This is a genomic window from Streptomyces sp. NPDC048604 (assembly GCF_043199435.1).
GTDB lineage: Bacteria > Actinomycetota > Actinomycetes > Streptomycetales > Streptomycetaceae > Streptomyces.
On the sequence record NZ_JBICVX010000007.1, the window covers coordinates 101357 to 122550 of the forward strand.

22 protein-coding genes are annotated in these 21194 nt (G+C 73.7%); 14 read left to right on the forward strand and 8 right to left on the reverse strand.

Going from position 1 to position 21194, the window contains the following annotated elements; genetic code table 11:
- Nucleotides 1–55: 55 nt before the first annotated feature.
- The 5 genes from ACGFMM_RS16630 to ACGFMM_RS16650 are packed head-to-tail and all read right to left on the reverse strand — an operon-like array spanning nt 56 to nt 4364.
- Nucleotides 56–958, reverse strand: a complete 903-nt coding sequence (locus tag ACGFMM_RS16630) for a tyrosine-protein phosphatase (RefSeq protein ID WP_393647049.1) — start codon at nt 956–958, stop codon at nt 56–58.
- A gap of 28 nt (nt 959–986) precedes the next feature.
- On the reverse strand, nt 987–2036 hold the full coding sequence (locus ACGFMM_RS16635; RefSeq protein WP_393647050.1) for an NAD(P)H-dependent flavin oxidoreductase: 1050 nt from the start codon (nt 2034–2036) through the stop codon (nt 987–989).
- Nucleotides 2036–2746 (reverse strand): CoA-transferase subunit beta, encoded by a 711-nt coding sequence (locus ACGFMM_RS16640; RefSeq protein ID WP_393647051.1) that lies wholly within the window; start codon nt 2744–2746, stop codon nt 2036–2038. Before ACGFMM_RS16640 ends, ACGFMM_RS16635 begins: the two co-directional genes overlap by 1 nt.
- Nucleotides 2743–3609 carry a CoA transferase subunit A gene (locus ACGFMM_RS16645; protein ID WP_393647052.1) on the reverse strand — a complete coding sequence of 289 codons (867 nt, stop codon included), beginning with the start codon at nt 3607–3609 and terminating at the stop codon, nt 2743–2745. Before ACGFMM_RS16645 ends, ACGFMM_RS16640 begins: the two co-directional genes overlap by 4 nt.
- Entirely contained in the window at nt 3606–4364 is a 759-nt protein-coding gene (locus ACGFMM_RS16650) for an enoyl-CoA hydratase family protein (protein WP_393647053.1), read from the reverse strand. The genes ACGFMM_RS16645 and ACGFMM_RS16650 overlap by 4 nt, the downstream gene beginning before the upstream one ends.
- Nucleotides 4365–4432: 68 nt before the next feature.
- Here ACGFMM_RS16650 and ACGFMM_RS16655 point away from each other — a divergent pair, with 68 nt between their 5' ends.
- Complete coding sequence (locus ACGFMM_RS16655) at nt 4433–5197, forward strand: SDR family oxidoreductase (RefSeq protein WP_393647054.1); 765 nt, start codon at nt 4433–4435, stop codon at nt 5195–5197.
- A gap of 1 nt (nt 5198) precedes the next feature.
- Nucleotides 5199–6077, forward strand: a complete 879-nt coding sequence (locus ACGFMM_RS16660) for an SDR family oxidoreductase (RefSeq protein ID WP_393647055.1) — start codon at nt 5199–5201, stop codon at nt 6075–6077.
- Between the two features lie 29 nt (nt 6078–6106).
- Here the strand turns inward: ACGFMM_RS16660 and ACGFMM_RS16665 are convergent, their stop codons facing one another.
- Complete coding sequence (locus ACGFMM_RS16665) at nt 6107–6574, reverse strand: MarR family winged helix-turn-helix transcriptional regulator (protein WP_393647056.1); 468 nt, start codon at nt 6572–6574, stop codon at nt 6107–6109.
- A gap of 125 nt (nt 6575–6699) precedes the next feature.
- Here ACGFMM_RS16665 and ACGFMM_RS16670 point away from each other — a divergent pair, with 125 nt between their 5' ends.
- The 7 genes from ACGFMM_RS16670 to ACGFMM_RS16700 all read left to right on the forward strand — a co-directional run bounded on the left by ACGFMM_RS16670 (nt 6700) and on the right by ACGFMM_RS16700 (nt 13431).
- Entirely contained in the window at nt 6700–8091 is a 1392-nt protein-coding gene (locus ACGFMM_RS16670) for an MFS transporter (RefSeq protein ID WP_393647057.1), read from the forward strand.
- 196 nt (nt 8092–8287) lie between these two features.
- On the forward strand, nt 8288–9070 hold the full coding sequence (locus tag ACGFMM_RS16675; protein WP_393647058.1) for a 2-keto-4-pentenoate hydratase: 783 nt from the start codon (nt 8288–8290) through the stop codon (nt 9068–9070).
- Between the two features lie 7 nt (nt 9071–9077).
- Nucleotides 9078–9980 (forward strand): acetaldehyde dehydrogenase (acetylating), encoded by a 903-nt coding sequence (locus ACGFMM_RS16680; protein WP_393647059.1) that lies wholly within the window; start codon nt 9078–9080, stop codon nt 9978–9980.
- Nucleotides 9977–10999: a 4-hydroxy-2-oxovalerate aldolase gene (dmpG, locus tag ACGFMM_RS16685; protein ID WP_393647060.1), complete on the forward strand. Its 1023-nt coding sequence runs from the start codon at nt 9977–9979 to the stop codon at nt 10997–10999. Before ACGFMM_RS16680 ends, dmpG begins: the two co-directional genes overlap by 4 nt.
- Complete coding sequence (locus ACGFMM_RS16690) at nt 10996–12174, forward strand: Rieske 2Fe-2S domain-containing protein (RefSeq protein WP_393647061.1); 1179 nt, start codon at nt 10996–10998, stop codon at nt 12172–12174. The genes dmpG and ACGFMM_RS16690 overlap by 4 nt, the downstream gene beginning before the upstream one ends.
- On the forward strand, nt 12174–12404 hold the full coding sequence (locus ACGFMM_RS16695; RefSeq protein WP_393647062.1) for a hypothetical protein: 231 nt from the start codon (nt 12174–12176) through the stop codon (nt 12402–12404). The genes ACGFMM_RS16690 and ACGFMM_RS16695 overlap by 1 nt, the downstream gene beginning before the upstream one ends.
- Nucleotides 12394–13431: a 2Fe-2S iron-sulfur cluster-binding protein gene (locus ACGFMM_RS16700; RefSeq protein ID WP_393647063.1), complete on the forward strand. Its 1038-nt coding sequence runs from the start codon at nt 12394–12396 to the stop codon at nt 13429–13431. The genes ACGFMM_RS16695 and ACGFMM_RS16700 overlap by 11 nt, the downstream gene beginning before the upstream one ends.
- A gap of 7 nt (nt 13432–13438) precedes the next feature.
- Here ACGFMM_RS16700 and ACGFMM_RS16705 read toward each other — a convergent pair whose 3' ends face one another.
- A complete protein-coding gene (locus ACGFMM_RS16705) occupies nt 13439–14311 on the reverse strand; it encodes an IclR family transcriptional regulator (protein ID WP_393647064.1) in 873 nt (290 codons plus the stop codon).
- A gap of 284 nt (nt 14312–14595) precedes the next feature.
- On the opposite strand from ACGFMM_RS16705, the gene hsaA reads away from it, so the two are divergent.
- From hsaA to ACGFMM_RS16730, 5 genes are all read left to right on the forward strand, one after another.
- Nucleotides 14596–15771: a 3-hydroxy-9,10-secoandrosta-1,3,5(10)-triene-9,17-dione monooxygenase oxygenase subunit gene (gene hsaA, locus ACGFMM_RS16710; protein ID WP_393647065.1), complete on the forward strand. Its 1176-nt coding sequence runs from the start codon at nt 14596–14598 to the stop codon at nt 15769–15771.
- Nucleotides 15771–16631 carry a 4,5:9,10-diseco-3-hydroxy-5,9,17-trioxoandrosta-1(10),2-diene-4-oate hydrolase gene (gene hsaD, locus ACGFMM_RS16715; RefSeq protein WP_393647066.1) on the forward strand — a complete coding sequence of 287 codons (861 nt, stop codon included), beginning with the start codon at nt 15771–15773 and terminating at the stop codon, nt 16629–16631. Before hsaA ends, hsaD begins: the two co-directional genes overlap by 1 nt.
- A 76-nt stretch (nt 16632–16707) precedes the next feature.
- Nucleotides 16708–17604, forward strand: a complete 897-nt coding sequence (locus ACGFMM_RS16720; RefSeq protein WP_393647067.1) for a VOC family protein — start codon at nt 16708–16710, stop codon at nt 17602–17604.
- Nucleotides 17604–18062 (forward strand): flavin reductase family protein, encoded by a 459-nt coding sequence (locus ACGFMM_RS16725; RefSeq protein ID WP_393647068.1) that lies wholly within the window; start codon nt 17604–17606, stop codon nt 18060–18062. The genes ACGFMM_RS16720 and ACGFMM_RS16725 overlap by 1 nt, the downstream gene beginning before the upstream one ends.
- The gene (locus ACGFMM_RS16730) at nt 18059–19705 is read left to right on the forward strand and encodes an FAD-dependent oxidoreductase (protein ID WP_393647069.1); all 1647 of its coding nucleotides are present in this window, start codon (nt 18059–18061) and stop codon (nt 19703–19705) included. The genes ACGFMM_RS16725 and ACGFMM_RS16730 overlap by 4 nt, the downstream gene beginning before the upstream one ends.
- Nucleotides 19706–19723: 18 nt before the next feature.
- Here the strand turns inward: ACGFMM_RS16730 and ACGFMM_RS16735 are convergent, their stop codons facing one another.
- Entirely contained in the window at nt 19724–21178 is a 1455-nt protein-coding gene (locus tag ACGFMM_RS16735) for an ankyrin repeat domain-containing protein (RefSeq protein ID WP_393647070.1), read from the reverse strand.
- Between the last annotated feature and the right edge of the window lie 16 nt (nt 21179–21194).

The following is a 21194-nucleotide window of genomic DNA, read 5'->3' on the forward strand; positions in this document are numbered from 1 at the left end:
TGCATGCAGCCGGTTCCGCGGCGGCCCGGGACGGCGGGCCGCCTTCGGTCGGCGGTCAGACGGTCAGGCGCCTGCCGAGGGCCGTCAGGGTGGGCAGATCGAGTGCGAGGCCCTCCGTGAGGTAGCGGAACAGGGTGCCGTAGGCCGTGCGGACCTCGGCCAGTGCGGTGTTCAGATACTCCTGGCGGACCTCCTGCAGGGGGATGATCAGGTCCGGGTTCTGCATCAGGCCGGCCTGCTTCAGCCCCTCGCGGACCTTCGCGTCGTACGCGGCGCGGAAGGTGTTGGAGGCCAGGTAGTCGGAGACGGCCGACCGGTCCGGGACGCCCAGGGCCGTCAGGAGCAGGTAACTCGTCCAGCCCGTACGGTCCTTGCCCGAGGTGCAGTGGTACAGGTACGGGCCCGTGCCCGGGCGGGACAGGTCGCGGAGGGTCGCGCCGAAGGCGGCGCGGTTAGCGGGGCTGGTGACGAAGGTGCGGTAGACCTCGTTCATGAACGCGGCCGCCCGGCCGTTGCCGAGCATCTCCTCCTGCCGGACCGGGTCGCGGGAGCCGATCGCGGCGAGCAGCTGCCCGTACAGGCCGTTGTCGGTGATCGTGCGGGACACCGCGCGGACGCCGGCCGGCAGGCGGTCGACGCCGTCGTACTGGACCTCCAGCGGGATGCGGAAGTCCACGGCGGTCTCCAGGCCGAGCGACGCGACCGTGGTCACGTCGGCGTCCGTGAGCTTGCCGAGGGCGTCCGCCCGGTAGACCAGGCCGCTGCGGACCCGGTCGCCGGTGTACGTGAGGTAGCCGCCCAGGTCGCGGACGTTGACCGCGCCCTGCAGCGGGATGTGGCGGATGGACTGGACGCTGCTGCGGGGGCGGCGGGGCGCGGCCGTCGCCGAGGGGGCCAGGACGGCCGCCACGGCGGTGGCGGCCGCGGAGCCCAGAAGGGCGCGTCTGGTGAGGGGCATGACGGAACTCCCGTAGGGGGATGAGGGTTCACCCTGGTGATGGCAGGGTGCGGAGCACGTGCTCGGCCTCGGCCATGACGCGGTCGACGAGCTCCGCGCAGGACGGCAGATCCTCGATCACGCCGGCGACCTGGCCGGACGCCATGACGCCGAGGTCGGTGCGGCCCTCGACCATGGACGCCTTGAGGAGCATGGGGGTGTTCGCGGCGAGCAGGACCTGGCTCCACGACAGGTCCTTGCCGTGTTTCATCGCCAGCCCGTCGCGGACCATCCGGGTCCACGACAGGCCGGACACCTTGCGGAAGCCGGCGGCCCGGCGCACGGCCTGCGCCAGCGCCCGGACCCGGCCCGCGCGTTCGAGCGCCGCCACCATCTCCGTACGGAGCATCCGGTGCGGCAGTCCGTCCACGACGGTGGTCACGGTCACGTCCTTGACGGTCGCGGCGAGATACCGGGCCTTCACGGCGTCGGGGACCGTCGAGTCGGAGGTCAGCAGGAAGCGGGTGCCCATCGCCACGCCCGCGGCGCCGTACGACAGCGCCGCCACCAGGCCGCGCCCGTCGTGGAAGCCGCCGGCCGCGACCACCGGGATGTCGACGGCGTCGACGACCTGCGGCAGCAGGACCGTCGTCGCCACCTCCCCGGTGTGCCCGCCGCCCTCGCCGCCCTGCACGATCACCGCGTCCGCGCCCCACGCCGCGACCTTCTCGGCGTGCCGCCGGGCCCCGATCGACGGGACGACGACCACGCCCGCGTCCTTCAGCCGGGCGATCAGCTCGCGGGAGGGGGCCAGGGCGAAGGAGGCGACCTTCACGCCCTCGTCGACGATGATGCGCACGCGGTCCTGCGCGTCCCCCGCGTCCGCCCGCAGGTTCACCCCGAACGGCTTGTCCGTACGGGACTTCACCTCGCGGACCGCGGACCGCAGCTGCTCCACGGTCATCGTCGCCGAGGCGAGGATCCCGAGCGCGCCCGCCTCCGCGGTGGCCGTCACCAGGCGGGGACCGGCGACCCAGCCCATGCCGGTCTGGACGATCGGGTGCCGCACCCCGGTCAGCTTCGTGAGCGCGGTCTCCATCAGACCCGGACCTCCCGGTCCCGCAGGCCCTTCGGGTCGATGACCTCGCGGATCAGCCGCAGCTCCTCGGCCGTCGGCTCGCGGGTGTACGGGACCTCGTCCGGGACCGTCACCTCGAAGCCGGTGGCCGCGCGGACCTCGTCGACCGTGACCCCCGGGTGCAGGGACGCGAGCCGCATCGTCCGGTCGGGCGTCTCGAAGTCGAAGACGCCGAGGTCGCTGACCACCCGCGGGATGCGGTGGTACGGGCCGACGGCGTGGTCGTACCCGACCCCGCTGATCATGTCGACCCGCTCCACGAACACCCGGGGGGAGTGCTTCGGGACCCAGTAACTCACCGGGTTGTTCAGGGTGTTGACCGGCGCTCCGCGGACCCCGAGGAGCTGGCGGGCCGGCCGCTCCCAGTCGCCGATGCAGGAGATGTTCTGGTTGCCGAACCGGTCGATCTGGCTCGCGCCCATCATCACGTGCCGGCGGCCGCCCGTGACCATCGTCAGATGCCGGCGGTACGGCAGCCAGCCCTCGACCGAGCCGTCGAGGCCGACCAGCATCGCCTCGCCGTCGGTGAGCAGCAGGTCCGGTTCGAAGCTGCGCTTGGCGAGCCGGGCGCCGAACGACGACACAGGGGCCATCGCGGCCGCCAGCACCTCGCCGTCGCCGCGCCACGCCTCGGCGCAGGCCACGACACAGTATTCCGCGCGGGTGATCACTGCTGCTGCTCCTTGTGCCAGGCCTGGACGGCCGACTGGTAGTCGTGTTCGCTCGCGCCGGACAGGAACCGTTCGGCGAACTCGGGCCAGGGGGTGGTGGCGTACAGCTTCTGGAACGCCTCGTCGCGCCCGTAGTCGGGCACGCAGGAGGTGAAGTGCGCGCCGTTCGGGGCTTCGACGACGCCGGTCACGGAGTGCCGGCCGACGAGCAGCGACTGCGGGGGCGCGTCCTTGGTGAGCTCGGCGGTCTCCACGATCTGCTCGCAGGAGACGTACGCGGTGTCGGCGGCCTCGCAGAACAGGTCGTCGAAGTACGGGTCCGGGCCCAGGTACTGGCCGTTGCCGAGCCGGTCGGCGCGGTTGAGGTGGACGAACGCGGCGTCCATGCGCAGGGCGGGGACGGCGACGAACTCCTCGTGCACGCCGGCGTCGTCCGGGTACGGCGAGGTGACCGTCCGCAGCCCGGGGTTGACCCGCATCACGTCGGAGCCGAGTCCGGCGCGGACCGGCATGAACGGGAGCCGGTTGGCGGCCGCGTGCAGGCCCCACATGAACATCGCCTCGTCGAGCTCGGTGAAGGCGAGGTCGCCGCGCTCGCGGGCGGCGCGGAAGTGCGGTTCGAGGGGGATCGAGTCGAGGGTGACGAAGGCGGCGACGAGCGTGCGGACGCGGCCGGCGGCGGTGAGCAGGCCGACGTCGGGGCCGCCGTACGAGATCACCGTGAGATCGGTGATCTCGGACCGGAGCAGCGCTCTGACCAGGGCCATCGGCTTGCGCCGGGAGCCCCAGCCGCCGATCCCGATCGTCATGCCGGAGCGCAGCCGCCCCACCACGTCCTCGGGCGTCATGGTCTTGTCGGTCATGCCTGCCGCTCCTTCCCGAAGGTGTCCCGGACCCGGTCCGCGACCCCGCTGAGATTGGCCTCGAAGGTGAAGCCCTGTTCGAACCGGTAGCTGCGGCGCACGTCGACCGGGTCGATGCCGTTGATCGCGGCCTTCGCCAGCCGGATCAGGTACGGGTCCTTCCGCGCGATCTCGGCCGCCAGCTCCAGGGCGGCGTCGCGCAGTTCGTCGCGCGGCACGACCTTCCAGACCGAGCCGTGTGCGTGCAGCTCGGCGGCCGTGGCGGTGCGCGAGGTGTAGTACAGCGCCCGCATGAGGTGCTGCGGGACCAGGCGCGCGAGATGCGTCGCCGCGCCGAGGGCGCCCCGGTCCAGCTCGGGCAGCCCGAACGTGGCGTCGTCGGAGGCGACGATCGCGTCGGCGTTGCCGGCCAGTCCGATCCCGCCGCCGAGGCAGAAGCCCTGCACCGCGGCGACGACCGGGACCTCGCACTCGTAGACCGCGGCGAACGCGTCGGCGCAGCCGTGGTTGGCGCCGATGAGCGCCGCGTGCCCGCCGCTGCCGTGCTCGCGCTGCATCTCCTTGATGTCGACGCCCGCGTTGAACCCGCGGCCCTCGGCGGCGAGCACCACGCAGCGGATCTCCGGATCGCGGCCGGCCGCGCGGACGGCGTCGGCGAGTTCGTGCCAGCCGCGTACGGGCAGGGCGTTGACGGGCGGGAAGTCGACGGTGACGAGGGCGATGCCCTTGTCCGGGCTTGAGGTGGAGACACCCATGAGCGGATCAGCTACCTTTCCACCAAACATTTGTTAGGTGACTGCTTGGTCAGGAAAGGTAGCAGCCGATGGAGCTGGACGGGAGGGTCGCCGTCGTCACCGGCGGCACACGAGGCGTCGGTGCGGGCATCGCCCGGGCGTTCCTGCGAGCCGGCGCACGGGTCGTGATCTGCGCACGCAGGCCGCCGGACGGGCCGGTCGAAGTGGCGGGCCGGCAGGCGGAGTTCCGCCCCGTCGACCTGCGGGACGAGGACGCGGTACAGGACTTCTTCGCCGGCGTCGCACGGGATCACGGGCGGCTCGACGTGCTCGTCAACAACGCGGGCGGAGCGCCGTACCGGCTGCTCGGCGAGGGCGGCGCGCAGCGCCACGCACGGGTCCTCGCGCTCAACCTGACCGCGCCGCTGACCGCCACGCTGGCCGCGTACGAGCAGTTGCGGGCGGCGCGCGGCTCGGTCGTGATGATCGGCAGCGTCAGCGGCGCGCGCCCGTCGCCGGGCACCGCCGCGTACGGGGCGGCCAAGGCCGGCCTGGAGCACCTGGCGCGCTCCATGGCGGTCGAGTGGGCGCCGGAGGTGCGGGTCAACACCCTCGTCCTCGGCATGGTCCGCACCGAGCTGTCCGCGCTGCACTACGGGGACGAGGACGGGGTCGCCGCCGTCGCCCGCACCGTCCCGCTGGGCCGGCTCGCCGAGCCCGCCGACGTCGGCGAGGCGGCGGTCTTCCTCGCCTCGGACCGGGCGGCGTACGTCTCCGGGGCCTCGCTGCTGGTCCACGGGGGCGGGGAGCGTCCGGCCTTCCTGGACGCCGCAACTGTCAACAAGGAGAGCTGAGATGGGATTCTGCGACGGACGTGTCGTGATCGTGACGGGTGCCGGACGGGGGCTCGGCCGGGCGCACGCCCTGGCCTTCGCCGCCGAGGGCGCGAAGGTGGTCGTCAACGACCTCGGGGTCGGCCTCGACGGGCGGCCCGCGGAGGACAGCCCGGCCGCGCAGGTGGTCGGGGAGATCCGCGCCGCGGGCGGCGAGGCCGTCGCGCACGGCGGCGACGTGGCGACGGCGGACGGGGCGGCGTCCCTGGTGGAGACCGCGGTCGACGCGTACGGACGCCTGGACGTCCTGGTCAACAACGCGGGCTTCCTGCGCGACCGGATGCTGGTCAACCTCGACGAGGACGACTGGGACGCGGTCATGCGGGTGCATGTGAAGGGCCACTTCCTGCCCCTGCGGCACGCGGCGGCGTACTGGCGCGCCGCGTCGAAGGCGGGCCGCGAGGTGACCGCGCGGGTCGTCAACACGACGTCGGGGGCGGGCCTGCTGGGCAGCGTCGGGCAGGGCAACTACGCGGCGGCGAAGGCGGGGATCGTCGGCCTGACGCTGGTCGCGTCGGCGGAGCTGGCCCGCTACGGCGTCCAGGTCAACGCGATCGCACCGGCGGCCCGCACCCGGATGACCGAGGAGGTCTTCGGCGACCTGGCCGCCGCGCCGGAGGACGTCTCGCCGCTGGTGGTGTGGCTGGGCTCGGCCGCCTCGGCGGGGGTGACGGGGCGCGTCTTCGAGGCGGAGGGCGGGCGGATCACCGTCATGGAGGGCTGGCACGCCGGCCCCACGGCGCACCGCGAGGGCCGCTGGAGCCCGGCGGAGGCCGGCGAGGCCACCCTGAAGCTGCTCGCCGACGCGCGGACGCCGGGGGCGGTGTACGGGGCGGGGTGACGGGGGCGGTGCGGCGGGGGCGGTGGCCCCTACTGGGCCAGCCGGGTCGTCGCGGCGCGCTGGCGGGCGGTCGCGCCGGTGAGGAAGCGGGTGACCGTCTCCAGCTCCGCCGTGCTGAACTCCTCGTAGAGTTCGTGCACTTCGCGGGCCCAGTCGTCGAACAGCGGGGCGAGCTCGGCCAGTTTCTCCGGGCGGGGCTCGACGAGCACCCGGCGCTTGTCCGTCGGGTGCTTCACCCTGCGCACATACCCCTTGCGCTCCAGGCGGTCGACGAGCCCGGTCACCGACGCCGGGGCGAGGCCGGAGTACTCCGCCAGCTCCTTCGCGGTCAGCGAGCCGTGCCGCTGGAGCAGGTCGAGGGTCTTGGTCTCGGTGGCGCCCAGGTCCTGCTTCGCCGCGACCGCGGTGTGGAAGGCGACGGCGGCGGCGCTGGAGTCGCGGCCGGCCTCGGTGAGGGCGGAGATCACCTCGGCCCGGTGGGGTGTCTGCTCGCTCATGGCAGCAGCCTCTCACAGATATTTCGTTCGGTGGAACGAAAGACTTGCGATCACGGGCCGCCGTGTGCCAATTTTATTTCGTTAGGTCGAACGAAATAAAACTCGCGCCCTCGGGAGGCCCCGCCATGACCACCACAACCGCCGCAGGCCCGGCAGCGGACGGCGCAGCGGCCGCCCACCCGCGACGCTGGGCCGCGGCCGTCGTGATGATGACCGCCGCGCTGATGGACCTGGTCGACGTCACGATCGTCAACGTCGCCCTTCCCTCCCTCGGCCGCGAGCTCGGCGCCTCGGAGAGCGCCCTGCAGTGGACGGTCTCCGCGTACCTCCTCGGCTTCGCCGCCACGCTCATCGTCGCCGGACACCTGGGCGACCGGTACGGACGCAAGGCCCTCTTCCTCGGCGGAACCGTCGGCTTCGGCCTCGCCAGCCTCGTCTGCGGCCTCGCGCAGTCGCCGGGACAGCTGATCACGGCGCGCGCCGTGCAGGGCGTCGCGGCCGCGGTGCTGATGCCGCAGGTGCTCGGCTCGTTCCACAGCCTGTTCCGGGGCAACGAGCGCGGCAAGGTCTTCGGCCTGTACGGCGCGGTCGGCGGCTTCGCCTCGGCGATCGGACTGCTGCTCGGCGGCGTGCTCACGGACGCGGACCTGTTCGGGCTCGGCTGGCGCAGCGTCTTCCTGGTGAACGTGCCGGTGGCGGTCGTCGTCGCGATCGTCGCGGCCGTCGTGGTCCCGGAGACCCGCGAGCGCACCGCCGCCCGGCCCGACGTGCCCGGCAGCCTCGTCCTGGCGGCCGCCCTGGTCGCGATCGTGCTGCCGCTGGTGCAGGGCCGGGAGTACGGCTGGCCGGGCTGGGGCTGGGCGCTCCTTGCCACCGGACTCCTCGGCCTCGCCGCGCTGGCCCGGCGCGGGACGCTGCTGCCGGGACGGGTGTTCCGGGTGCGGGCCTTCTCGTACGGGCTCGCGGTGCAACTGCTGTTCGCGCTCGGGATGCAGGGCTTTTTCCTCGTCTACGCGATCTGGCTGCAGGGCGGACAGGGGTACACGCCGCTGCAGGCCGGCGTGCTGATGCTGGCGTTCTCCGCGGGCGGCTTCCTCACCGCGCCCGCCGCGGACCCGCTGGCCGAACGGCTCGGCCGGCTCGTCCCGGTGACCGGCGCGGCCGCGATGGCGGCCGGCTTCGGCTGGGTGTGGGCGGCCATGGACGGCGCGCAGGCGGCGCACACCGGGGCGTGGCCGATGGTCCCGGGCCTGGTCCTCGCCGGAGCGGGCCTCGGCCTGCTGATCGTGCCCCTGGTCACGATCGTCCTCTCCGCCGCGCCGCCGGAGCTGGCGGGCGGGGCGTCCGGCATCTTCTCCACGGCCCAGCAGTTCGGCGGGGCCCTGGGCGCGGCGATCGTGGGGACCGCGTTCTTCTCGGCGGGTTCGGTGGACGCGGCGATGACCTGGGTCCTGGTCGCCTACGGGGCCACGGCCCTCCTCGCCCTGGCACTCCCACGGCGAGCGTCCACACCGTGACGCCTCCCGGCGCGCACGGCCCGCGGCCTCCTTGGACAGACGCCCAAGGAGGCCGCGGCAGTCCTGGACCACCGCCGCCCGCCGCCCTGACGCCCCGCCGCCCTGATGCCCCGGCCCCGGCCACCGGATTTCAGGATTCCCGGACAGTGGGAATCGGCGCTCCCCGAGCGGCCGGGGTGCTGCCTAGCCTCGCCGCATGCTCAGTCCTGAAGCGCTTCGTGAGGCCGCCGGGTCGCTCGCCCGGGCCGAGGCCGGGCGGCTGCCCGTGCGGTCGTTGGGGGAGCGGTATCCGGAGCTCGGCGTCGCGGACGCGTACCGGATCCAGCTGCTCAACGTCCACGCCCGGCTCGCCGCCGGCGCCCGCGTCGTCGGGCACAAGGTCGGCCTGTCCTCGCCCGTCATGCAACGCATGATGGGCGTCCACGAGCCCGACTACGGGCACCTCCTGGACGACATGGCCCTCGACCCCGCCGTCCCCGTCGACACCTCCCGCTACTGCGCCCCGCGCATCGAGGTCGAGGTCGGGTTCGTGCTCGGCGCCGACCTGCCGGGGGAGGAGTGCACCGTCGAGGACGTGCTCGCCGCCACCGAACGCGTCGTCCCCGCCCTGGAGTTGATCGACAGCCGGATCGCCGACTGGCGCATCGGCATCGCCGACACCATCGCCGACAACGCCTCCTCCGCCGGCTTCGCGGTCGGCGAGGGACGCGATCCGCGCGAGCTGGACCTCACCGCCGTCGACGCCGTGCTCCGCCAGGACGGCCGGCCCGTCGCCTCCGGCCGCTCCGACGCGGTCCTCGGCGACCCCGCCGTCGCCGTCGCCTGGCTCGCCCGTACCGTCGCCCGCTTCGACGTGCCCCTCCGAAAGGGGCACCTCGTCCTGCCCGGATCCTGCACCCGCGCCGTGGACGTCGTCCCCGGGGCCGGGTACACCGCCGAGTTCGGCGGGCTCGGCTCCGTCTCCCTCTCCTTCCAGTGAGGCCACGATGACCACCACCCTCACCGCCGCCGTCGTCGGCTCCGGCAACATCGGGACCGACCTGCTGTACAAACTCCTCCGCTCCCCCCACATCGAGCCCCGCTGGATGATCGGCGTCGACCCCGACAGCGAGGGGCTGGCCCGGGCCCGCGGACTCGGCCTCGAGACCGGTCACGAAGGGGTCGAGGCGCTGCTGGCCCGCGACGAACTGCCCGACCTCGTCTTCGAGGCCACCTCCGCCTCCGTGCACCGCGCCAACGCGCCCCGCTACGCCGAACTCGGTATCACGGCAATCGACCTCACCCCCGCGGCCGTCGGCCCCGCCGTCGTCCCGGCGGCCAACCTCACCGCGCACCTCGACGCCGCTAACGTCAACCTGATCACCTGCGGCGGCCAGGCCACCATCCCCATGGTGTACGCCGTCTCCCGCGTCGTCCCCGTCGCCTACGCCGAGATCGTCGCCTCCGTGGCCTCGGTCTCCGCCGGGCCCGGGACCCGCGCCAACATCGACGAGTTCACCCGCACCACCTCGCGCGGCATCGAGACCATCGGCGGCGCCGCCCGCGGCAAGGCGATCATCATCCTCAACCCCGCGGACCCGCCGGTCATCATGCGCGACACCGTGTTCTGCGCGATCCCCGAGGACGCCGACCGCGAGGCGATCGCCGCCTCCGTCAAGCAGGTCGCCGAGGACGTCGCCGCGTACGTGCCCGGCTACCGGCTGCGCGCCGAGCCGCAGTTCGACGAGCCGTCAGACGTCAACGGCGGTCAGGCCCGCGTCGCGATCTTCCTGGAGGTCGAGGGCGCCGGGGACTACCTGCCGCCGTACGCCGGAAACCTCGACATCATGACCGCCGCCGCCACGAAGGTCGGCGAGGAGTTCGCCATCACCAGGGGGCAGGCCCGATGACGTACGACATCCGCATCACCGACTCCTCCCTCCGCGACGGCTCCCACGCGAAACGTCATCGGTTCACCGTCGAGGACGTGCGCTCCGTCGTCGCCGCGCTCGACGACGCCGGGGTCCCCGTCATCGAGGTCACCCACGGCGACGGGCTCGGCGGCTCCTCCTTCACGTACGGCTTCTCGAAGACCCCCGAGCAGGAGCTCATCAAGGCCGCCGTCGAGACCGCCCGCCGCGCGAGGATCGCGTTCCTCATGCTGCCCGGCCTCGGCGTGAAGGACGACATCCGCGCCGCGCACGCGAACGGTGCGCAGATCTGCCGGATCGCCACCCACTGCACCGAGGCCGACATCTCCGTCCAGCACTTCGGCCTCGCCCGCGCGATGGGCCTGGAGACCGTCGGCTTCCTGATGATGGCCCACTCCACCACCCCGGAGCGGCTGGCCCGGCAGGGCCGGATCATGGTCGACGCCGGCTGCCAGTGCGTGTACGTGGTGGACTCCGCCGGCGCCCTCGTCATGGACGAGACCGCGGACCGGGTCGCCGCCCTCGTCGCCGAACTCGGCGACGACGCCCAGGTCGGCTTCCACGGCCACGAGAACCTCGCCCTCGGCACCGGCAACTCGATCGCCGCGATCAAGGCCGGGGCCCGCCAGATCGACGGCTCGACCCGCCGCCTCGGCGCCGGCGCCGGCAACACGCCCGTGGAGGCGCTGGTCGCCGTCTGCCACAAGATGGGCATCCGCACCGGCATCGACGTACTGAAGATCATCGACGCGGCCGAGGACGTCGTCCGGCCCGTCATGGACGACGAGTGCCGCCTCGACCGGCTCGCCCTACTCATGGGCCACGCCGGCGTCTACTCCAGCTTCCTCAAGCACGCCTACCGGCAGGCGGAGCGGTACGGCGTCCCCGGCGCCGAGATCCTGCTCCGCGCCGGCGAGCGCCGTCTCGTCGGCGGCCAGGAGGACCAGCTCATCGACATCGCCCTCGAACTCGCCAAGGAGCAGGTGGACGCACGATGACCGCCATCGACGAAGGACCCCGCGTCATCGACGCCGGCGCCCCGCCCGCCCGCTTCGCGCGCGGCTGGCACTGCCTCGGCCTCGCCGACGACTTCAAGGACGGACAGCCGCACGAGATCGAGGCGTTCGGCACCAAACTCGTCGTCTTCCGGGGCGAGGAAGACGGAAAGCTGCACGTCCTCGACGCCTACTGCCGGCACATGGGCGGCAACCTCGCCCACGGCTCCGTCAAGGGCGACGCCGTCGCCTGCCCGTTCCACGACTGGCGCTGGTCCGGCGCCGACGGCCGCTGCGCCGGCATCCCGTACGCCCGGCGCGTCCCGCCGCGCGCCCGCACCCGCGCCTGGCTCACCCTGGAACGCAACCGGCAGCTCTTCGTCTGGCACGACCCCGAGGGCAACCCGCCCCCGCCCGAGGTCACCGTCCCCGTGATCGAGGGGATCGACAGCGGGGAGTGGTCCGCCTGGTCCTGGAACACCGCCCGCGTCGACGGCTCCCACTGCCGGGAGATCGTCGACAACATCGTCGACATGGCGCACTTCTACTACGTGCACTACGCCTTCCCGACGTACTTCAAGAACGTCTTCGACGGCCATGTCGCCACCCAGTACCTGGAGTCCACGCCCCGCCAGGACATGGAACTGGGCAACCTCAGCGCCCCGCTGCGCTCCGACGCCTCCTACTACGGCCCGTCCTACATGATCGACCGGGTCTGGTCGGACATCGGCGGCGGCGTCGAGATGGAGTCCGTCCTCATCAACTGCCACTACCCGGTCAGCGCGGACAGCTTCGTCCTGCTCTACGGGACGATCGTGAAGAAGCTCCCCGGCATGACCGCCGAACAGGCCGACGAGGCCGCGAAGCTCTTCACCTCCGGCCTCGCCGTCGGCTTCGAGCAGGACATCGAGGTCTGGCGGAACAAGACCCGGATCGACAACCCGCTGCTCAGCGAGGAGGACGGCCCGGTCTACCAACTGCGGCGCTGGTACCAGCAGTTCTACGTGGACGCGGCCGACGTCGAGGACGCGATGGTGCGCCGCTTCGAGTTCGAGATCGACACGTCCCGGGCCAACGAGGCCTGGACCGCCGAGGTCGCCGAGAACCTCGCGAAGCGAGCGCGGGAGCAGGAGCAGCAGAAGCAGCAGCAGAAGCAGCAGCAGGAGCAGGAGTCCTGATGCGCGCCGTGGCGTGCGCGGTCTGCGGCAACCGGGTGCTGTGCGAGAAGTTCAGCCCCGCGCACACCGCAGTGCAGTGGACCGAGGAGGCCGCCGCGGTCTGTCCGCGCATCGCCGAACGGGTCGCGGCCGGCGAGCCGTCGGCCCGGGTACGGGTCTGCGGCGCGCTCCGCGACAGCATCGACGCCGCCGTCGCGGCGGGGGAGCTGGAGGTGACGGGTGCCTGGTAGCCGCGGCCCCGGCCGTACGGTCCGGGTGGTGGAGGCGGTCCGCGAGACCGCCGACGCCGTCTCCCTCGTCCTCGACCCCGGGGCCGCCGGGCTCGCCTACCGGCCGGGGCAGTTCCTGACGGTACGGATCCCCGGCGGCGGCGCCCGCTGCTACTCGCTCGCCAGCTCCCCGCACACCGGCGAGCCGCCGCGGATCACCGTCAAACGGGTCCCGGGCGGCGTCGGCTCGGCCTGGATCTGCGAACGGGTCGCGGTCGGCGACGAGCTGGAGGTGCTGCCGCCGGCCGGGGTGTTCGGGCCCGCCGACCTCGACCGGGACCTGCTGCTCGTCGCCGGCGGCAGCGGCATCACACCGGTCCTCTCGGTCGCCAAGTCGGCGCTGGCGGCCGGGCGCGCCCGGGTGGCCCTGCTGTACGCGAACCGCGACGAGCCCGCCGTCATCTTCCGCGACGAACTGCGGGAGCTGGCCGAGGACTACCCGGCCCGCTTCACCCTGATCCACTGGCTGGAGTCCCTGCAGGGGCTGCCCACCGCCGACGCGCTCGCCGCCCCGGTCGCCCCGTACGCCGCCCGCGACGCGTACCTCTGCGGGCCGGTGCCGCTGATGGACGCGGCGGAGGCGGCGGTACGGGCCACCGGGGGCCGGACCGTGCACCGCGAGCGCTACTTCTCCCTCGCCGACGACGTGTTCGCCGCGCCGCGGCCCGTGGCGGCGGGGCCTGTCGTGGCGGACCCCGTCGGCCGGACGCCCGGCTACACCGCCGCGGTGGTCCTCGACGGCACGGTGTACGAGGTTCCGGGCGGCCGGGAGACGCCCCTGCTCGACGCCCTCCTGGCGGCCGGCGTGGACGCGCCGTACTCCTGCCGGGAGGGTGCCTGCGCGGCCTGCACCTGCCGGATCGTCTCCGGCGAGGCGAAGCTGCTGCGCAACGAGGTGCTGACGGACGCGGACCTCGCCGAGGGCTACACCCTGGCCTGCCAGGCCGTGCCCCTCGGCGACCGCTTCGAGGTCACGTACGACGCGTAGGCCCGGCCTACATCCACTCGCTGGTCCGCAGCCAGCCCATCATCGTGTCCATCGCCTGCTCCGACATGTCCGGCCTGGGCGCCGGACCGGACGGCGCGGCCGACGCCCGCCGGGCCGGCCGGCCCGGGCCGAACAGGTCCCGCCACACCGCTCCGGCACAGGCGCGCACCGCTGGGGCGAGCCGCTCCAGTTCGCGGTGCGCGCCCCGGCCCGAGACCGAGACCGCGGCGATCGCCCGGCCCGAACCGCGCAGCGGGGCGGCCACGCAGGACACCCCGCGGAACGTCTCCTCCAGGTCGAACGCCACCCCGCGGTCCCGCACCTCGGCGAGCCGCGAGCGCAGCTGCGCCGGCGCGACGATCGTGCGCGGCGTGTGCGCCCGCAGCCGTCCGGCGAGGACGGGCTCGACGACCGCCGGGTCCCCGTGGGCGAGCAGCGCTTTGCCGGCGGCCGTGGAGTGTGCGGGCATCCGCCCGCCGACGCGGGACGGCACGCTCGTGTCGGCCGAGCCGCCGATGCGTTCCAGACAGACGATCTCGGCGCCGTCGAGCACGTACAGGTGCACCAGCGAGCCGGTCGACTCGTGCAGCGCGTGCAGCCGCGGCAGCGCGGCCCGGCGCAGCCGGTTGTGGTGCGCGGCGAGCGCGCCGAGCTCCAGCATCCGCATGCCCATGCGGTAGTCCCGGCCCTCGCGGTCCAGCCAGCGCAGCCGCACCAGCTGGTCGAGGATGCGGTGGGCGGAGGAGCGGGGGAGCCCGGAGCGGCGGATCACCTCGGTGAGGGACAGGCGCGGCTCGGGCCCGTCGAAGGCGGCGAGCACGCGCGCCGCCTTCTCCAGGAGGGACGGTGCGGCCGGCGCGCCGACCAGCTCAGTGGTCATGGACGTCTCCCCGGGTGACAGAGCGCCGCCGCGCCATCGCGGCGTGTTTCCGTGACGTTTGCGCAGACCCTGCCACGGGGCCGAGGGCCCGGGGAAGACACGTGCACTACTTATTTCTAATAGGCATACCTGAAGGGGTGTCAGCCCGCCCGCCCCCGCCGTGCGCGCTCCCCGCCTGCTCCCCGCCGGGTTCCCGCTCAGCGGGAACCCCGTATGTCGTTCCGAAACACCCCGGGCGTACGGTCCAGCCACTTCCACTCCTTCCGAAGAAGAGAGGACACGCGATGAGCGACGCCACCGGAGCCGTCCTCGAGGCGGTCCGGGCCCTGGCCCCCGCCCTGCGCGAACGGGCCGCCGAGGCCGAGGCCGCGCGCAGGGTCCCCGACGCCTCCGTCGAGGAGCTGGCGGATACCGGCTTCTTCAAGCTGCTCCAGCCCCGCGCCCACGGCGGGTACGCGGCCGACCCCGCCGTCTTCTACGCCGCCGTCAAGGAGATCGCCAAGGCCTGCGGCTCCACCGGCTGGGTGGCCTCCGTCGTCGGCGTCCACCCCTGGCACGTCGCCCTGTACGAGGCGAAGGCGCAGGAGGAGGTCTGGGGCGCCGACCCGGCCGCCCGGATCTGCTCCTCGTACGCCCCCACCGGCACCGTCACCCCCGTCGAGGGAGGCTTCCTGCTCGACGGGCGCTGGCACTTCTCCTCCGGCTGCGACCACACCGACTGGGCGCTGCTCGGCGGCCTGGTCACCGACGCCGACGGCCGGCCCGTCGACATGCGCACCTTCCTCGTGCCGCGCGCCGAGTACCGGATCGACGACGTCTGGGACACCGTCGGCCTGCGCGGCTCGGGCTCCAACGACATCGTCTGCGAGGGCCTGTTCGTGCCCGAGCACCGGGCGCTCAGCTTCGGCCCGGTCACCGCGCTGGACACCCCCGGACAGCAGGTCAACCCCGAGCCGCTGTACCGCCTGCCGTACGCCGCCGTCTTCACCACCACCATCTCCACCCCGATCGTCGGCATCGCCGAGGGCGCGCACGAGGCGTACGCCGCCGCCACCCGCGAACGGTTCCGCGTCTCGTACGGCCAGCAGGTCGCCCAGGACCCGTTCGCGCAGGTCCGGATCGCCCGCGCCGCGAGCGACATCGACGCCTCCTGGCTCCAGCTGACCCGCAACATGGCCGAGTTGTACGAGCTGGCCGCCCGCGGCGAACCGCTCCCGACGGCGCTGCGCGCCCGCGCCCGGCGCGACCAGGTGCTCGCCACCGAACGGGCCGTCGCCGCCGTCGACCTGCTGATGGAGAACGCCGGCGGCAGCGCGATGCGCACCGGCCCCAGCCCCGTCCAGCGCGCCTGGCGCGACGTGCACACCGGCCGCGGCCACGCCGCCAACGACCCGGAACGAGCCCTCGCACTTTATGGGCAGTCGGTGCTCGGCCTCGACATCCAGGACACGATGCTCTGATGATCTTCGACTACGCGCACACCTCCCGCACCGCCAAGACCGCCGGCGGCCTCACCCTCCACTACCACGAGGCGGGCCCGGCCGACGCTCCCGTCGTGATCCTGCTGCACGGCGGCGGCCCCGGCGCCTCCGGCTGGACCAACTTCGGCCGCAACCTGCCCGTCTTCGCGGAGCGGTTCCGCACCCTGCTCGTCGACCAGCCCTGCTTCGGCGCGTCCGACAAGCCGGAACCCGACCGCGACTACTTCTCCTTCAGCGCGGGCGCCGTCGCGGGCCTCATGGACGCACTCGGCATCGAGAAGGCCCACTTCGTCGGCAACTCGCTCGGCGGCGGCGCCTCCGCCCGGCTGTCCCTCGACCACCCCCACAAGGTCGACAAGCTCCTACTCATGGGCCCCGGCGGCATCTCCCTGAACCTCTTCTCGGCCGACCCGACCGAGGGCCTGCGGCGGCTCTTCGACTTCAACGGCGCCGCCGAGCCCAGCCGGGACCTCATGCGGGCCTTCCTCACCACGCTCGTGTACGACCCGGCCGTCGTCACCGACGAACTCGTCGAGGAGCGCTACGCCCAGGCCCTGGACCCGGAGGCCCGGCTCGGCAGCGCCCGCATGGGGGCCGCCTTCGCCAACCCGGCCTGGCAGCAGGACACCATGCTCTGGCGCGAGGCCCACCGCATCACCCACCCCACCCTTCTCACCTGGGGCCGCGAGGACCGCGTCAACCCCCTCGACGGCGCGCTCGTCGCCCTCAAGGCCATCCCCGACGCCCGGCTGCACGTCTTCCCGCGCTGCGGCCACTGGGCGCAGACCGAGGCGTTCGAGGAGTTCAACCGCCTCGCCCTCGACTTCTTCACGCACTGAAGCGTTCTTCGCGCACCGAGCGTTCTTCGCGCACGCAGAGCGTCCTTCGCGCACCGACCGAACTGAGGACCCCGCCATGGACATCCGCTCGCTCGGCTACCTCCGCATCGAGACCGCCGACCTCCCCGCCTGGCGCTGCTACGCCCTCGACATCCTCGGCATGGTCGAGGGCGAGGGCTCCGGCGACACCGTCCTGCACGCCCGCATCGACGACCGCATCCGCCGCTTCTCGTTCGTCGCCGGCACGACCGACCGCCTCCTCGCCGCCGGCTTCGAGCTGCCGAACGCCCGCGCGCTGGCCGAGGCCGCCGAGGAACTGGAGGCCCACGGCTTCCCCGTGAAGCACGCCGACGAGGCCACCCTCGCCGAGCGCCGCGTCCAGGGCCTGATCCACGTCGACGACCCGGCCGGCAACCCCCTGGAGCTGTACTGGGGCCAGGCCCAGGACCACAGCCCGCTCGGCACCCCGTACGGCAACCGCTTCGTCACCGGTGATCACCTCGGCCTCGGCCATGTCGTGCTGCCCGCCCCCGACATGGAGGCCGCCGTCTCCTTCTACGAGCACCTGCTCGGCTTCCAGCTGCGCGACCGGATGAAGCTGCCGCCGGTCGCCGTGCCCACCGGCGAGCCCGGCCGCGACTTCTACTGGATGAACTTCCTCAGCCCCAACGCCCGCCACCACAGCGTCGGCCTCTACCCCGGCGCGCTGCCGCCCGGCATCGTCCACTTCATGGTCGAGACGGACTCGCTCGACGCCGTCGGGTACTGCCTGGACCGGATGAACGCGGCCGGCATCCCGATCGCCTCCACCCTCGGCCGGCACTCCAACGACCACATGGTGTCCTTCTACGCCCAGGCCCCGGGCGGCTTCCAGGTCGAGTACGGCTGGGACGGGCTGATCGTCGACCCGGCGACCTGGACCACGAAGGAGATCACCTCCGACAGCCTGTGGGGACACCAGTGGAACGGCTGATGAAGCACGTTCTCGGCCACTTCGCCAGCGGCGTGACGGTCGTCGCCGCCGCCGGCGAGGACGGTCCGGCGGGCCTGGCCGTGCAGTCCTTCGCCTCGCTCTCCCTCGACCCGCCGCTCGTCCTGCTGTGCGTCGGGAAGAACTCCACCAGCTGGCCGAAGGTCGAGCGCGTGGGCCGGTTCGGCGTCTCGATCCTCGCCGAGGACCAGCGCGAGGTCTGCGCCGCCCTCGGCCGCCCCGGCCGCGACAAGTTCGCCGGCCTCGACTGGACGGCCACCGAGGACGGCGCCGTCCACATCGAGGGCGCCCTCGCCACCCTCGACTGCGCGGTCCACACCGTCCAGGAGGCCGGCGACCACCTCGTCGTCACCGCCCGGGTGCACGCCCTCGACGCCCGCGAGGACGGCACGCCGCTGGTCTTCTACCGCAGCGACTACGCAACGGGGGTCTTCTCGTGACCGAGCACACTTACGACGTCGTGGTCGTCGGCTCCGGCGCGGCCGGCTTCGCCGCCGCCGTCACCGCACGGCTGCGCGGACTGTCCGTACTGGTCGTCGAGAAGACCGACCGGTACGGCGGCTCCACCGCGCTGTCCGGCGGCGCGATCTGGGTCCCCGGCAACCTGCACCTCGACGCGGCCGGCCTCGGCGACACGTACGAGAAGGCCCGCGCCTACCTCGACGCGACCGTCGGCGACCGCGTCCCGGAGGCCCGCAAGGACGCCTATCTGCGCCACGGGCCGCGCATGGTGCGGGAGTTCCACGAACGCACCGAGGTCCGCTTCATGTACACCCCGGGCTACTCGGACTACTTCCCCGAGGCGCTCGGCGGCATGGCGCAGGGCCGCTCGATCGAGCCGCAGCTCATGGACCTGAAGCGGCTCGGCCCGCTCGCCGCCGGCATGCGGCGGGCCGGACTGCCCACGTACGGGCTGACCATGACCTCGTACGACTTCCGCTTCCTCAATATGATCAGCCGCACCTGGGCCGGGAAGCGGACCGCCGTCCGGGTCGGGCTGCGGGCCGTGAAGGCCCGGCTCACCGGCCGCAGGCCGCTCTCGCTCGGCGAGGCGCTGATCGCCAGGATGCGGTACGCGCTGGACCGGCTCGGCGGCGAGCTCTGGCTCTCCGCGCCGGTCACGGCGCTGACCAGGGACGACGCGGGCCGGGTCACCGGCGTACGGGTGGAGCGGGACGGCACGGAGCTCACCGTGCGCGCCCGCGGCGGCGTCGTCCTCGCCTCCGGCGGCTTCTCGCACGACCAGGCGCTGCGCGAGAAGCACCTGCCCGCGCCGACCTCCACGGACTGGACGCACGCCGCGGAGGGCCAGACCGGGGACGCGCTGCGGTTCGGCGAGGAGCTGGGCGCGGCGACGGACCTGCTCGACAAGGTGTGGGGCGCGCCGTCGGTCTGCCCGCCGGGCGAGAAACCGTTCTTCCTGGTCGCCGACCGGGGCATCCCCGGCATGGTGATCGTGAACGCGGCGGGGGAGCGGTACGCCAACGAGGCGGCGCCGTACCACGCGTTCGTGGACCGCATGTACGCCTGCGACCGGCCGGAGGCGACGACCGTCCCGTCCTGGCTGATTCTGGACGCCCGCTCCAAGGCGCGGTACATCTTCGCCGGGCTCTTTCCCGGGCAGCCGTTCCCGAAGGGCTGGCAGGACTTCGTGGTCGAGGCCGGGACGGTGGCCGACCTGGCCCACCGCATCGGCGCCCCGGGCCTGGAGGCGGCGATCTCCCGCTTCAACGGCTTCGCCGAGGCGGGCCGGGACGAGGACTTCGGCCGCGGCGACTCGGTCTACGACCGCTACTACGGCGACCCGACCCTGAAGAACCCCAACCTCGCGCCCCTGGACAAGGCCCCCTACTACGCGATCCCGGTCCACCCCGGCGACATCGGCACCAAGGGCGGCCTCGTCACCGACCCCGACGCCCGCGTCCTCCACGAGGACGGCACCCCCGTCCCCGGCCTCTACGCCGCCGGCAACTGCGCGTCGGCCGTCATGGGTGACACGTACCCCGGCCCGGGCGCGACGATAGGCCCGGCGATGACCTTCGCCTGGGCGGCGGTCAACGCGATAGCGCAGGAGCGGGCGTAGGAGCAGTCGCCCGCTCGCTCACCGCGGTGTCGTCCACTCCAGGCGGGTGCGGAGCCGGGGGTCCTGGACGAACTCCAGCGCGGCCAGGGCCGTGTCGCGGGCGCTGCTCTCCGGGGGCTCCGCGGACAGCAGGCGCAGCAGCGTGTCCACCGCCCGCGGATCGTGCCGGATCGCAAGGCCGCGGGCGGCCTCGGCGGCCGTGTCCCGGTCCGGGTCGGCGAGCCGTGCGGCCAGCGCCTCGCGGACCGCCGGCGCGTCGCCGGGCGTCTCCGCGAGCGCGAGCGTCGCCCAGTCCCGCACCCCGGTGTCCGCGTCGCGGCTGAGTGCGACCAGCGCGTCCACCGCCCGCGCGTCGCCCTCCGGCACCAGCCCCGTCGCCGCCACGGCGACCCGGCGCCGTACCTCCGGGTCCGGGTGGCCGGCGTGCCGCAGGATCTCCGGCAGCGCGGCCGGGTCCCCGAACTGCCCGAGTCCCGCCACCACCGCCTGCACCAGCGCACCGTCCCGGGCCTCCCGGGACAGCTCCCGCAGCAGCGGCAGCGCCCGCGGCGCGAACTCCTTCAACTGGCCGAGGACGCTCGCCCCGAACGCCTGCCGCAGCTCGTCCGCGAGCCCGCAGTACGCGGCCGCCGCCCGGTACGTCTCCTCGTCGCCGCGCCGCCACAGCGCGGCCACCGACTCCGTCCAGTCGTCGAGCTCCGGGTCCCCGCACCGCAGCGCCCGGTCGGCGAGTTCCTCGAAGGGGGTGCGCAGCCCCAGTTCGCTCTCCAGGAGGGTGACGATCGCCGCGTGCCCGGTCTGCTGCTCGTTGCCCGCGCCGGGCGTGCCGTCCTCCCGCAGCAGTTCGACGACGACGGTGATCCCGCCGTCCTCGGGGATCCGCCGCACCACCGTCTCGTGCCCATCCCCATGCGTCTGCGCGAGTCCGTTCCGCAGCCCCGCCTCGATGTCCGCGCCCACCCACCGCCGTGCTTCCCGCAGGGCGTCCTCGACGGGGCCGGCGCCGAAGCCGAGCAGCGCGCGCACGCAGCCGGCGGAGCCGCGGCGGGCGGCCGCGATCAGCGGCGGCAGGCCGTCCGGCCCGGGCAGGTTGGCGTCCGCGCCGTGTTCCAGGAGGGCCTGGACGGTGTCCGCGTGGCCCTGCCTGACCGCCCAGGCCATCGCCGTGAAGCCGTACTCCTCCTGCCGGTCGGCCACCGCGCCGGCGGCGAGCAGGGTCCCCACCACCTCGGTGTGCCCTCCGCAGGCGGCCCCGCACAGCGGCAGGTCGCCACCCTCCGGCCCGCTGCCCCGCTCCGGATCGGCCCCGGCGGCGAGCAGGACCCGGACCGCTCCGGGGCGGTTCGACACGGCCGCCAGGTACAGGACGGTCTGCCCGTCCTCGTCGGCCGCGTCGGCGGGGGCGCCGGAGCGCAGCAGCCGTACGAGGGCGTCGTCGTCCCCCTCGTACATGGCCTCGAACAGATCGTCCATACACCGACCATCCCCC